Origin of the sequence: Allokutzneria oryzae (assembly GCF_042429765.1) — a bacterium.
Classification (GTDB): domain Bacteria; phylum Actinomycetota; class Actinomycetes; order Mycobacteriales; family Pseudonocardiaceae; genus Allokutzneria; species Allokutzneria oryzae.
Window position 1 is genome coordinate 275,281 of the sequence record NZ_JBHLZU010000026.1, and the last position, 13,038, is coordinate 288,318.

Annotated in this window: 10 protein-coding genes and 2 riboswitches; of the genes, 9 read left to right on the forward strand and 1 reads right to left on the reverse strand. The window is 72.6% G+C overall.

Features of this window, described 5'->3' with window-relative positions; genetic code table 11:
• Positions 1-30 precede the first annotated feature (30 nt).
• Positions 31-1,302, forward strand: coding sequence for a cytochrome P450 (locus ACFFQA_RS29855; protein ID WP_377859555.1), 1,272 nt, complete (start codon positions 31-33; stop codon positions 1,300-1,302).
• Positions 1,303-1,327: 25 nt separating this feature from the next.
• On the opposite strand, the gene ACFFQA_RS29860 is transcribed toward ACFFQA_RS29855, so the two are convergent.
• Positions 1,328-1,687 (reverse strand): nuclear transport factor 2 family protein, encoded by a 360-nt coding sequence (locus ACFFQA_RS29860; RefSeq protein ID WP_377859556.1) that lies wholly within the window; start codon positions 1,685-1,687, stop codon positions 1,328-1,330.
• 87 nt (positions 1,688-1,774) lie between these two features.
• Positions 1,775-1,896, forward strand: a riboswitch (cobalamin riboswitch).
• Between the two features lie 73 nt (positions 1,897-1,969).
• On the opposite strand from ACFFQA_RS29860, the gene ACFFQA_RS29865 reads away from it, so the two are divergent.
• From ACFFQA_RS29865 to ACFFQA_RS29900, 8 genes are all read left to right on the forward strand, one after another.
• Entirely contained in the window at positions 1,970-3,955 is a 1,986-nt protein-coding gene (locus tag ACFFQA_RS29865) for a putative cobaltochelatase (RefSeq protein ID WP_377859911.1), read from the forward strand.
• 12 nt (positions 3,956-3,967) lie between these two features.
• Positions 3,968-4,582, forward strand: a complete 615-nt coding sequence (gene cobO / locus ACFFQA_RS29870; protein ID WP_377859559.1) for a cob(I)yrinic acid a,c-diamide adenosyltransferase — start codon at positions 3,968-3,970, stop codon at positions 4,580-4,582.
• 2 nt (positions 4,583-4,584) lie between these two features.
• Complete coding sequence (locus tag ACFFQA_RS29875) at positions 4,585-5,931, forward strand: cobyrinic acid a,c-diamide synthase CobB (RefSeq protein ID WP_377859912.1); 1,347 nt, start codon at positions 4,585-4,587, stop codon at positions 5,929-5,931.
• Positions 5,932-5,944: 13 nt separating this feature from the next.
• Complete coding sequence (locus tag ACFFQA_RS29880) at positions 5,945-6,565, forward strand: GNAT family N-acetyltransferase (protein WP_377859562.1); 621 nt, start codon at positions 5,945-5,947, stop codon at positions 6,563-6,565.
• Between the two features lie 112 nt (positions 6,566-6,677).
• Positions 6,678-7,898, forward strand: coding sequence for a cobalt-precorrin-4/precorrin-4 C(11)-methyltransferase (locus ACFFQA_RS29885; RefSeq protein WP_377859565.1), 1,221 nt, complete (start codon positions 6,678-6,680; stop codon positions 7,896-7,898).
• Between the two features lie 178 nt (positions 7,899-8,076).
• Entirely contained in the window at positions 8,077-9,420 is a 1,344-nt protein-coding gene (gene cbiE, locus ACFFQA_RS29890; protein WP_377859568.1) for a precorrin-6y C5,15-methyltransferase (decarboxylating) subunit CbiE, read from the forward strand.
• A 91-nt stretch (positions 9,421-9,511) separates the two neighbouring features.
• Positions 9,512-11,191, forward strand: coding sequence for a cobalamin biosynthesis protein (locus ACFFQA_RS29895; protein ID WP_377859571.1), 1,680 nt, complete (start codon positions 9,512-9,514; stop codon positions 11,189-11,191).
• Between the two features lie 547 nt (positions 11,192-11,738).
• Positions 11,739-11,892: riboswitch (cobalamin riboswitch) on the forward strand.
• Positions 11,893-11,944: 52 nt separating this feature from the next.
• On the forward strand, positions 11,945-13,033 hold the full coding sequence (locus ACFFQA_RS29900) for a HoxN/HupN/NixA family nickel/cobalt transporter (protein WP_377859574.1): 1,089 nt from the start codon (positions 11,945-11,947) through the stop codon (positions 13,031-13,033).
• The last annotated feature ends 5 nt before the right edge of the window (positions 13,034-13,038 follow it).

Here is a 13,038-nt window from a genome sequence, read left to right on the forward strand (position 1 = left end):
GTCTCGCACTGCCCGGTTACGGTCGTGCCCGTGCGGGCGGCGGACGAGGTGACCAGCGGGCTTGACCTGTTCGACCCCGGATTCGTCGCCCGCCCCGACGAGCCCCTCGCGTCGCTGCGCGAGCACGCTCCGGTGCACCACGACCCGAGGACGGGGTTGTGGCTGGTCAGCAGGCACTCCGACATCCGAGCGGTGCTCGCCGCCCCGGAGACTTTCCATCCTGACAACGCTCTGACGGCCGTGACGCCGCTGCCGGTGCCGACGCTGCGCATGCTGGCGGGGGCGGGCTTCGCGCTGCCGCCGACCCTGGCCAACAACGGCACCGACAGCCACACCGGACTGCGTCGCGTGGTCGCCTCGTTCCTCACCCCGGCGCGGGTCCAGCACGCGATGGAGCTGACCAGCCGGCTCGCCGCCGACGGTGTCGAGCGGGCGCGGCAGGAGCTCGCGGAGAACGGGCAGTGCGATCTGGTCGAGCTGATCGCGCGGGACCTGCCGTGCCTGGTGCTGCTGCACCTGCTCGGCATCGGCGACGTGGACCTGCCGGTGCTCAAGGCGTGGAGCAAGGCGTCGCTGGAGCTGTTCTGGGGCAACCCCGATCCGCTGCGCCAGCGGGAGCTTGCCGAGCAGGCCGCCGAGTTCCACCAGTGGCTCGCCTGCCGGGTCAGGGCGGCGCGGCCGGGCCAGCCGGACCTGTTCGGCGCGCTGGCGGCGCACCGCAAGCCGTCTCGGCGCCCGCTGCGCGTCGCCGAGGCGGTCGGGGTCTGCTACTTCCTGTTGATCGCCGGGCAGGAGACCACGACGCAGCTGCTGAGCACGTTGCTGCGCCGCTGCGTCGAGCGCGAGGACCTCTGGCGCGGGCTGAGCGGCGGTGATGCCGGGCTCGCCGCCGACTGCGTCGAGGAGGTGCTGCGCCGCGAGCCGCCGGTGATCACGTGGCGGCGGGTGACCGGGGACGCGACCACGCTGGGCGGAGTGGAGCTGCCGGCGCGGGCGCAGCTGCTGCTGATGCTCGCGGGCAGCGGCTCCGACCCCGAGGTCTTCACCGAGCCGGAGAACCTGTGCCCCGGACGGCCGGGCGCGCGGCGGCACCTCGCCTTCGGCCACGGCAGGCACTTCTGCCTCGGCGCGGGGCTCGCGCGGGCGGAGGCGGCTGTGGTGCTCGACACCGTGGCGCGCGCACTGCCCGACCTCCGCCTCCTGGAGCCCGATCCCCCCATGCTCGGCCTCCTGTCCTTCCGCGCCCCCACCCGGCTGCTTGTCGGCCATTCGCGGGCTTATGGACGTGTTCAGGCGCGCTGAGCGGTCTATAAGCCCGCGAATGGCATCAGGAGGTTGCGCGGGCGTAGGTGCCGGAGCCGAAGACGATCTTGTTGTCGCGGAAGGTCAGGATCTCGCTGACCAGGTTGCCGCGCTCGTTGCGGTAGTTGATCACGATGGTGTCCAGGCCGAGGTACACGCCCTCGACGGTGAAGTGCAGGTCGGGCAGGAACTTCAGGCCGGTCGCCCAGTACTCCCGCAGCGCCGCCTTGCCGACCACGCGGCCGTCGCCGCCCAGCAGCCGCGCCGCGACCGGGGAGTGGAACACCACGTCGTCGGCGTAGTGCTCCAGGATCCGGTCGAGGTCGTGGGAGTTCCACCGCTGCTCCCAGTCGCGGGCGAATTCCTCGGCGAAGTTCATGTCCATGGCGCATACCTACCAGCGCGAAACCGGACTGTCGCGGCGGTTTCCCACGGTGTGTGATGATGCGGGGGAAGACGCAAGGGGAGCGCGAGGAAACCGGTGCGAGTCCGGTGCGGTCCCGCCACTGTGACCGGGGAGCGGACCCCAGCTGTGACCACGGCCGACCGGCCGGAAGGTCGGGGACACCGCCGCGATCCGGGAGCCAGGAGACTCACCCCCCTTGCCGGGCGCGCGGCCGCGCGTCCGACCCCTACCCGGGCGTGGACACCCGAGGAAGGAACAGCGCTGGTGACCGCTCGTTATCCGTTCTCCGCCGTTGTCGGGCACGAGGACCTGAGGCTGGGGCTGCTGCTCAACGCGGTGCACCCCGGCATTGGCGGGGTCCTGGTCCGCGGCGAGAAGGGCACGGCCAAGTCGACCATCGTGCGCGGGCTGGCGGCGCTGCTGCCCACCCTGGAGGCGGTCCGCGACTGCCGCTTCGCCTGCGACCCGCACCGGCCGGACCCCGGCTGCCCCGACGGCCCGCACCCCTCCGGCGCGCCCGCGACCACCAAGCCGTCCAGCCTGGTGGAGCTGCCCGTCGGCGCCACCGAGGACCGCCTGGTCGGCTCGCTGGACCTGGAGCGCGCGCTGACCGAGGGCGTTCGCGCATACCAGCCCGGCCTGCTCGCGGCCGCGCATCGCGGGGTGCTCTACGTCGACGAGGTCAACCTGCTGCACGACCACCTGGTGGACCTGCTGCTGGACGCCGCCGCGATGGGGCGCGCGCACGTCGAGCGCGACGGGGTCTCCGTCTCGCACGCCTCCTCCTTCCTGCTGGTGGGCACGATGAACCCGGAGGAGGGCGAGCTGCGGCCGCAGCTGCTCGACCGCTTCGGGCTGACCGTCCAGGTCAACGCCTCCCGCGATGTGGCAACGCGGACCGAGGTGGTGCGCCGCCGCCTCGCCTACGAAGCCGATCCCGCCGGTTTCGCGCAGCAGTGGGAGAAGGCCGACGCCGAGCTCGCGGAGAGCATCGTCGCCGCCCGTGCCGCGCTGCCCGGGATCGCGTTGCCGGACTCCGAGCTGCGCCGCATCGCCGCGGTGTGCGCGGCTTTCGAGGTGGACGGCATGCGAGCCGACCTCGTGGTCGCCCGCGCGGCGATCGCCCACGCCGCGTGGCGCGGAGGGGACGCCGTCACGGAGAACGACGTCGAGGTCGCGGTTCGGCTCGCGCTGCCGCACCGTCGGCGCCGCGATCCCTTCGACGAGCCGGGGCTGGACTCCGAGCAGCTGGAGCAGGCCCTCCGCGACGCCGCCGAGCACGCCGAAGAGCCCGAACCCCCGGAGGACGACGGGCCGGGCGGGGGTGGCGGGGCTCCGCGGAATGACTCGCAGCAAGCCGAAGCGCCGCAACAGCAGGAGCAGCCCGAGCAGGGGCAATCGGGCCAAGGAGGAGGGGAGCAGGCGCCTGCCAAGCCCGCGCCGCAGTTCCGCGCCCGCCTGCTCCAGGTGCCCGGTCTTGGCGAAGGCGCGCCTGGACGGCGTTCCCGCGCGCGCTCGTCCTCCGGCCGCGTGGTTCGAGCCTCCACTGTGGACGGACACGGCGTGCACCTGACCGCGACGGTCCAGGCCGCGGCGCCGCACCAGCACGCGCGCGGGCGCAGCGGCTCCGGCCTGGAGCTGCGCTCCGGCGATCTCCGCCGCGCGGTGCGCGAGGGGCGCGAGGGCAACCTCGTCCTCTTCGCGGTGGACGCCTCCGGCTCCATGGCGGCACGGGCGCGGATGTCGGCGGTGACCGGCGCGGTGCTGTCTCTGCTGCGCGATGCCTACCAACGGCGGGACAAGGTCGGCCTGATCACCTTCAGGGGCCGCGAAGCCGAGGTCGCGCTCCCGCCAACGTCCTCAGTGGACGCGGCGGCCACGCGGTTGCGGAACCTCCGCACCGGAGGGCGCACCCCGCTCGCCCACGGACTGCTCGCCGCACGCAAGCTCCTTGCCGCTGAACGACTTCGGGACCCGCGTCGGCGTCCGCTGCTGGTGCTCGTCACCGACGGCCGGGCCACCGTGCCCGCGAGCCAGGGCGGCGACGCGCTGCACGACGCGATGCGAGCCGCCGCGCTCCTGGAAGCCGATGGCGTCGCCAGTGTCGTCGTGGACTGCGAGAACGGCGTCGTGCGGCTGGGGCTGCCCGACAGGCTCGCGCTCGCGCTGGGCGGGACCTGCCTCCAGCTCGCCGAACTGTCCGCTGAGCAGGTGGCCGGGGTCGTCCGCGCCGCTCGCGCCGCATAGGAGGGAACCGCTGTGCCACAAGGACAACCTTCCGTCGTCCCCGCCGACGGGAAGACCACGCGGCAGCGCAGGAACCGGCCGCTGGTGGTCGTGCACACCGGGGAGATGAAGGGCAAGTCCACCGCCGCGTTCGGCCTCGCGCTGCGCGGCTGGAACCAGGGCTGGGACATCGGTGTGTTCCAGTTCGTCAAGTCCGCCAAGTGGAAGGTCGGCGAGGAGGCCGCGTTCCGCGCGCTCGGCAGGCTGCACGAGAGCACCGGAGAAGGTGGCCCCGTCGAGTGGCACAAGATGGGCGAGGGCTGGTCCTGGTCGCGGAAGAAGGGGACCGAGGAAGACCACGCCGGGGCGGCGCGCGAGGGGTGGCGGGAGATCGCCAGCAGGATCGCGGAGCAGCGGCACGACCTCTACGTGCTCGACGAGTTCACCTATCCGCTGCACTGGGGCTGGATCGACGTGGACGAGGTCGTCGCGGTGCTGCGGGACCGGCCCGGCCACCAGCACGTGGTGGTCACCGGGCGGAACGCGCCCCGGGCGCTGGTCGACGCCGCCGACCTGGTGGTCTCGATGACCAAGGTGAAGCACCCGATGGACGTCGGTCAGAAGGGGCAGCGGGGTATCGAGTGGTGACCCTGCCGCCTCGTGTCGTCCTCGCCGCGCCCGGCTCCGGGTGCGGCAAGACGACGGCGTCCACCGGCCTGGTCGCGGCGCTGCGCCGGGCAGGGCACCGGGTCGCGCCGTTCAAGGTCGGCCCGGACTACATCGACCCCGGCTACCACGCGGTCGCCGCTGGCAGGCCGGGCCGCAACCTCGATCCGGTCCTGGTCGGTGAGCACCGGATCGCCCCGCTGCTCGCGCACGGCGCCCAGGACGCCGACATCGCGGTGATCGAAGGCGTGATGGGCCTGTTCGACGGCAGGTCCGGCACGCGGAGCTTCGGCTCCACCGCGCACGTGGCGAAGCTGCTGGACGCGCCGGTGGTCCTGGTGGTGGACGCCAGGGGCCAGGGCCGCAGCCTCGCCGCGCTGCTGCACGGGTTCCGGGGCTTCGACGCCGAGGTCCGGCTGGCCGGTGTGCTGCTCAACCGCGTCGGCTCCGCGCACCACGAGCAGGTCCTGCGCGAGGCGTGCGACGAGGTCGGTCTCGACGTGGTCGGGTGCCTGCCGCGCCGCGAGGAGCTGGATGTGCCGTCGCGGCACCTCGGCCTGGTCACCGCCGCCGAGCACGGGACCGCCGCGGTGGCGGCCGTCGCCGCGATGGGCGATCTGGTCGCCGAGTCGGTGGACCTCGCCGCCGTGGTCGCCATCGCGCGCTCCGCCCCAGGCAGGGAGACCGAGCCTTGGATGTCCACTATGGACACTCCGGTCGACGGTCGCCCCGTCGTCGCGGTGGCCGGTGGGCGGGCGTTCACCTTCGGCTACGCCGAGCACGTGGAGCTGCTGCGCGCGGCGGGCGCGGAGGTCGCCGTGTTCGACCCGCTGCGCGACGAGCACCTCCCGGAGGGCACGGCCGGACTGCTGCTGCCCGGCGGCTTCCCTGAGCAGCACGCCGACGAGCTGAGCGCGAACGCGTTGCTGCGCAAGGAAGTCGCGGATCTCGTCGAAGCGGGCAAGCCGGTGCACGCGGAGTGCGGCGGGCTGCTCTACCTCGCGCGCGGCCTGGACGGCAGGCCGATGTGCGGGGTCATCGACGCGGAGGCGGAGATGACCGAGCGGCTGACGCTGGGCTACCGCGACGCGGTCGCGGCTACGGACTCTCCGCTGGGCGGGACCGGTGAACGCAGGGTCGGCCACGAGTTCCACCGCACGCGCGTCACTCCCGGCTCGGGGGAGTCCCCCGCCTGGTTCTGGCGTGACCGCCAGGGACGTCCGGTTCGCGAGGGTTTCGTCTTTCGCGGGGTGCACGCCTCGTACCTGCACACGCACCCGGCCGCGGCGCCGGACTCCGTGCTGAGGTTCGTGACCCGTTGCGCGATGTGACACGGTGTCCGATGTGACCGACCACGTTGACCCGCCGACCGAGGTGCGCATCGACGCCGACGACCCCTTCGCACTGGCGCACGTCGTCTGTGTCATGCCCCTCGTCGTCCTGCGCACGCGGCGCACGGTGATCCGGCCGTTCCGGGTCACCGACGCCGCCGACGTGGCCGAGGGCGTCGACGAGGAGGTCCTGCGGTGGATCCCGCTGCCGCAGCCCTACGACGAGTCGGCCGCGTTGACCTGGTGCGCCGAGCAGTCCCACCACGTGCGGCTCTCCGGTGAGGGGCAGAGCTGGGCGGTGTGCGACCCGGAGACCGATCGCTTCCTCGCCACCCTCGGGCTGACCAGGACCCGCTGGGAGCACCGGGTGACCGAGGTCGGCTACTGGGCGGCACCGCACGCGCGCGGCAGGGGCTTCGTCGCCGAGGCCGCGCGGACGGTCTCGGAGTGGGCACTGCGCGAGGTCGACTTCGCCAGGGTCGAGCTGCGGGCCGCCGTCGGGAACACGGCGTCGCAGCGGGTCGCGGAGAAAGCGGGGTTCACCCGCGAGGGGGTCCTGCGCAACGCCGACCGCCATCGCGGCCGCCAGCACGACCTCGTCTCCTGGTCACTGGTGCCCGCTGATCTTGACTGACCGTGCCGCTCCGGGCGCTGAACGTGACCGGGCTCGTGACTCGATCACCGGTGGCGGTACGGTCATCGCGACCATCGCCGTGTCGCCGCCGGAGCGGCCGAGGGGAGCAACCGTGAACGGGCGGGTTTCGTTCATCGGCGCCGGACCTGGCGCAGCAGACCTGTTGACCCTGCGCGCGGCCCGGCGGATCGCCGAGGCCGACGTCGTGCTGTGGGCGCCGAGCGTGCTGGACGCCGACTGCGTCCGCGAGCACGCTCGCGAGGACGCCGAGCTCCTCGACCTCTCGCGGGTGGCCCAGGAGGAGGTCCTGGAGGTCTACCGCCGCGCGATCGTCAAGCGGCTCAAGGTCGTCAGACTGCACGCGGGCGACACCGCGCTCTGGGGCGTCGTGCAGGAGCAGCACGACATCTGCCGCAAGATGGGCCTCGACGTCGAGATCGTTCCCGGTGTCTCCACGTTCTCCGCGGCCGCCGCGGTGGTCGGCAAGGAGCTCACGGCCACCGAGAACGCGCAGTCGATGATCATGACCCGGGTCGAGGGCAGCAACTCCGACCTGCCGGACGCCGAGCGCATCCGGGCCTTCGCCAAGCACGGCACCACGATGGCGATCTCGCTGCCCGCCGCCCGCGCCGGCCAGCTCGTCGAGGAGCTCGTCGAGGGCGGCTACCCGCAGGACACCCCGGTGGTGGTCGCCTACAAGACCACCTGGCCGGACGAGCTGACGGTGCAGACCACCATCGGCGAGCTGGAGCGCGTCGTCAAGCAGCACAAGCTCTGGCGGCACACGCTTTTCCTTGTGGGCAAGGCGTTGCAGGCCGGTGGCGCCCGCTCCTACAGCCCGGCGTCGGCCGCCGCGGGCTACCGCCGCACCGGTGCCTTCTCGGGCTCCCGCCGCGCGCTGCGCTCCGCCACCCCCGCCGTCGACCTGCTCGCCCAGGAGCCGGATGGCGAGGCCGAGGTCGTCGCGCGCACCACGCAGCCCGGCTCCGACGTGGCGTGGTGGGCAGTCCGCGACTGGCAGGAGACCACGCGCGCGACCAGCCGCACCGCCCGCCGCTACCGCACGGCCAGGATCACCGGCGGCAGCGCGACCCGGGCCGCCGCCGCCAGCAAGCGCACCGACCAGGTGACGCTGCCGGTGGACATCCCCGAGCCCGTGGGGGCCCCGGCCCAGGTGGAGAGCAAGCCCAAGCGCAAGCCCGCCGCCGAGAAGGCCGCTCCCGCCGAGGGGCCCGCGGCGGAGAAAGCCGAGAAGGCCAAGGCGCCCGCCAAGGTGGCGAAGGGCAAGAGCACCACCCCGCGCAAGCCCAAGCGCGCGTCGAAGAGCGGCTGACCAGACAGTCCACAAAGGACAAAATGGTCGCTCTCGTTCGTCGAACCGGGTGAATCTCCCGGCGCGGCGCACGGGCACCGGGTCGCATTACGGCTAACTGATGAGTGTCCGTGGGCATGGGCGCAACGCCCACCTGGTCCGCCGCACCGGTCGTGCCCCGGGGATGTGGAGACGAACTGTGCGAACGGGCGCGGGACGAGCCGGCGCGGTTTTCCGCCGGGGCAGGCAGACGACGGAGGCCGGTCCGGCCGGCCAGGAGCTGCTCCAGCAACGGTCACCGAACAACGGCCGCAGGCCCGACGTCGTCGGAGCGGTCTCGGTGACCGTGGTCGGGGTGGACACCACCGGGCTGCCCGAGGAGGCCGAACAGGCCCTCGCAGAGGCGAAAGTGGTGCTGGGCACGCGAAAGCACCTCGACGAGCACGCCCCGGACGGGGTGCGCAGGATCGACATCGCCCAGCTCGACCAGGCGCTGTCCGAGCTGAGCGAGATGTCCGAGGTGGACGGCCCCGCCGTGGTCGTCGTCGCGGGCGACCCCGGCTTCTTCGGCATCATGCGCCAGCTCCGCGAGCGCGGTGTGCGCACCACCAAGGTGCTGCCCGCGGTGTCCAGCGTGCAGCGGTTGCTCGCGAAGGTCGGCCGCTCATGGGACGACGTGCTCGTGGTCAGCGCGCACGGCCGTGACCTGCGCAGAGCCCTCAACGTGTGCCGCGCCCGTCCCGCGGTGGCGGTGCTGACCGACGCCGTCGCCGGTCCGGCGGAGATCGGCGCGGGCCTCACCGGCTGGCGCCGCACCCTGGTGGTCGCCGAGGACCTGGGCACCCCGGACGAGCGGATCTCCGTGGTGGACCCGCCCAAGGCCGCCAAGCGCCGCTGGCGCGAGCCGAACGTGGTGCTCTGCCTCGCCGACCCGGAGGCGGTCCCGCCGCGCGGCTGGTGCGCCGGCGGCGACCCGACCCCGCCGATGGGCGGCTGGGCGCTGCCGGAGGAGTCCTTCGCCCACCGCGACGGCACGGTGGCCAAGTCGGAGGTGCGCGCGCTCGCACTGGCCAAGCTCGCCCCGCGCCCCGGCTCGCTGATCTGGGACGTCGGCTCGGGCTCGGGCGCTCTGGCCATCGAGTGCGCGCGGCTGGGCGCGGCGGTGATCGCGGTCGAGCCGAATCCCGTGCAGTGCATGCGGATCATCGCCAACGCGGCGACGCACGGTGTCGACATGCGCATCGTGGAGAACGAGGCGCCCGCGGCGCTGGTCGGCCTGCCCCGCCCCGACGCGATCTTCGTCGGCGGCGGTGGCCCCGAGGTGGTCGCGGCCTGCTCGGCGGTGGGCGCGGAGCGCGTCGTGGTCGCGCTGACCGCGCTCGACCGCTTCGGGGCGTCCCGTGACGCGCTGCGGCACTCCGGCTACGTTGTGGACGGCTGCCAGCTCACGGCGAACCGCCTGGCGACCATGCCGGACGGCGCGAGCCGCTTCGTGGCCACCCACCCCGTCATCCTCCTCTGGGGCCGCCGCCGCTCCCAGTAGCCCTCCCCGGGCCATTCGCGGGCTTATGGACGTCTCCTGAGCTCTGAACAGGTCCATAAGCCCGCGAATGGCGAGGAGATAGGGTTTCGGGGTGATCGGGTTGTTTGCGGTGACGGCCAAGGGGCGTCGTTCCGCGGGGGAGCTCGCGGCGCACCTCGGAGCCGATGCCGCTGTCGTCGAAGGAGCGGTCAAACCCGCGTTGCGGCGGATGTGGCCGCGGCTGGGAGCCGCGGTGTTCTTCCTCTCAACCGGGGCGACGGTGCGGCTCATCGCGCCGGTGCTCGCCGACCGGCATGGCGATCCCGCTGTGGTCTGCGTCGACGAGGAGAGCGGGTACGCCGTCGCGCTCACCGGCGGACCAGCCGCCAACGCGCTCGCCGACCGGGTCGGCGAGTTCCTCGGCTGCCGTCCCGTCGTCACCACCGCCGCCGAGTCCGTCGGCGCGACCGTGCTCGACGAGATGGTCGAGCTGCTCGACGCCACCGTGGACGGCGAGCTCGCCGACTGCGCCGAGGCACTGCTCGCCGGGGAGCCGGTGCGCGTCGTCAACCCGTTGCGGTTTCCGTTGCCCGCCATGCCGTCCAACGTGACCGTGCACGATGAGCTGACGCCCAGTGGTCCACTGTGGACTGTCCTGGTCGATGACCGGCTCCTGCCCGCCGAGGGGCGGGTGCTTCGGCTGGTGCCCAGGACCCTGGTGATCGGGGTCGGCTCGTCGAGCGGAGTGCCCGCGAGCGCGGTGACCGGCCTGCTCGCCGAGCTGGCGGAGCGCTCCGAGCTGGACCTGCGGGCGGTGCGGGCCTTCGCCACCGTCGACGCGAAGTCCGGGGAGCAGGGCATCCTCGACGCCGTCGAGGACCACGGTTTCTGGCAGGACAGCTCGGCGGAGCTGCTGCACTACCCGGCGGGCACCCTCGCCGGGGTCGATGTGCCCAACCCGAGCGAGGCCCTGCGCGCCGAGGTCGGCACCCCCAGTGTGGCCGAGGCCGCCGCACTGCACGCCGCCGGCCAGCTGGCCGCTGGCGCCCCGGTCGAGCTGGTGGTGGCGAAGCTCAAGGGGGACAAGGCCACCGTGGCCGCCGCGCGGGTCCGGCCGCGCGGGCGGCTGGTCGTGGTGGAGGTAGGACCCGGCGCGGAGGACCTGCGGACCCCGCGCGCCGAGTCGGAGCTGCGCCGCGCCGCCGTCGTTGTCGGTCTCGAAGCCGACGTGGACCGCGTCCGGCACCTGCTGCGGCTGGGGACCGAGGTGCGGATCAGCGCGCCCGGCGACGAGCGGCAGCGCGCTGCCGAGGCGGTGCGGCTGGCGGAGGAGGGGCAGGCGGTCGCGCTGATCGGCTCCGGCGCGGTCACCGGTCCCGCGCTGGAGCAGGCCGACGAGCGGATCGAGGTCGCCGGGGTGCCCGGGGTGAGCACGGCGCTGGCGGCTGCCGCCGAGCTGGGGGCTCCGCTCGGTCACAACCACGCGGTGATCTGCCTGGCCGACCCGGCGACCCCGTGGCCGGTGACCGAGCAGCGGGTGCGCGCCGTGGCCGAGGCCGACCTCGTCGTCTGCCTCCAGGACAACGCCGAGTGGCGGCTGGGCGCCGCTCTCGACCTGCTCCGGCTGCACCGTCCGCCGAAGACCCCGGTCGGCGTCGCCGGGCCCGGTGTGCCCGCCACCGTGGCGACGATCACCACGTTCGACCCGGAGGCCGTTCCCGCCTCCGCCACGGTGATCGTGGGCAGCTCGCGGACCAGCGCGGTCGCCGGGCGAATGGTGACACTTCGCTGACCAATGCATTGATGCGCAAGCGGTAGCACGTTGTGATGAAAGGATGCTGCTCGCCCTTGCCGCACAACGGCATTCGGGTGTGCCATGGAAGTGCCCGTGTGACGAGGTAACACGTCCCAGGTGGGAGGTGGGAAATTGCGAGCACTGGCCTGGATGAAATCCGTGGCCCCGGCATTGTCGACCACCGGAGATCCTCCGTCACCGCTGGGTTGAGCGAGACGGCCCGGTCAACGAGTCGCAGGCCCGGTACTCCGGCTGAACCAACGACGCAGTACTGCTGAACGTGTGAGCGGGTATGCGGATCCTTGAGATACCACCCGCGAAAGAGACGACGAAGTGTACGGTCAGGTGGGGACCGTGAGCTCGTCGATTTCTGTGAGAGTTTCACGTTCGCCGACCCGCTTTGCCTGCCCCTCCCGCCGCCCGGGGCAGGCAAAGCCCATTTTCGCTCCTATTCCGTTTCCTTTCTCACTTCCGCCGCGCCCCCTGCCCCGCGCGGCCGCCCAAGATCACATCGGTGACACGGGCCGGGTTCAACCTCCATCAGCCGGATTGACGGGCGCCTCGTGCTGCCCCCACGATTCCTGCGCTGGTAGCGCAGGAACCCGGTGTGAGTCCGGGACGGTCCCGCCACTGTGACCGCTTCGACCTTCAGTCACGTCGAAGCCGGGAGTCAGGAACTCGTGCCAGCCGTGTGCCACGCCGTGGCACGCGCGCACACCCCTCGGGCGAGGCACCCAGGAGGTTCCTTTCATGACGTCCCTCGACGCCCAGGCGCAGGCTCCCAGCGGCGCGTGGACCGCGCAGGAACGACGCGGGCTCTTCGGCATCATCGGCGCGATCGTGCTGCTGCACGTCGCGGGCATCGGGCTCTACCTGGCTTACGCCGACCGGTTCCCCGGCTCCGGCATCCTCGCGTCGGCGGGCGCGATCGCCTACGTGCTCGGCGTCCGGCACGCCTTCGACGCCGACCACATCGCCGCCATCGACGACACCACGCGGCTGATGTTGTTGCGTGGCAAGCGTCCCATGGGGGTCGGCTTCTTCTTCGCGATGGGCCACTCCTCGGTCGTGCTGCTCCTCGCGGTGATCGTCTCGCTGGCCGCCGGCACCATCGCGGAGTCCGAAGTGGACGGTGTCAAGGAGATCACCGGAACTATCTCGATGGTCGTGGCGATCTCGTTCCTGCTGCTGGTCGCGGTCCTCAACGCCGGTGTGCTCAGGTCGCTCGGCGGGCTGTGGCGGAAGATGCGGCGCGGTCAGATGGCCGAGGCCGAGGTCGAGCGCGTGCTGATGAACCGCGGCGTGTTCAACCGGCTCCTCGGCGGCAGGCTGCGCGTGCTGATCCGCTCTTCGTGGCACATGTACCCGGTGGGCTTCCTGATGGGACTCGGACTGGAGACAGCCTCGGAGGTCACCCTGCTCGGGCTCACCGCCACCACCGCGACCGGTGGGCAGTTGCCGTTCGTCGCGGTGCTGAGCCTGCCGCTGATCTTCGCGGCGGGGATGAGCACGTTCGACACGCTGGACTCGCTCCTGATGACCCGCGCGTACTCGTGGTCCTACCGCAACCCGGTGCGGACGTTGTTCTACAACACCGTCACCACCGCGATCACCGTGCTGATCGCCGCGTTCGTCGTCATCGTCTACGTGTCGCAGCTGCTCGCGGAGAAGGCCGGGCTGACCTGGCTGGCCGCGATCGGCGACATCTCCGAGCAGTTCGAGGTCATGGGCTACGGCATCGCGGCGACCTTCCTGCTCGCGTGGGGCGGCGCGGTGCTGTGGTGGAAGGCCCGCGGCTACGAGGACCGGCACCCGGCGATCCCGGCGGGCGAGGAGTAATGGAG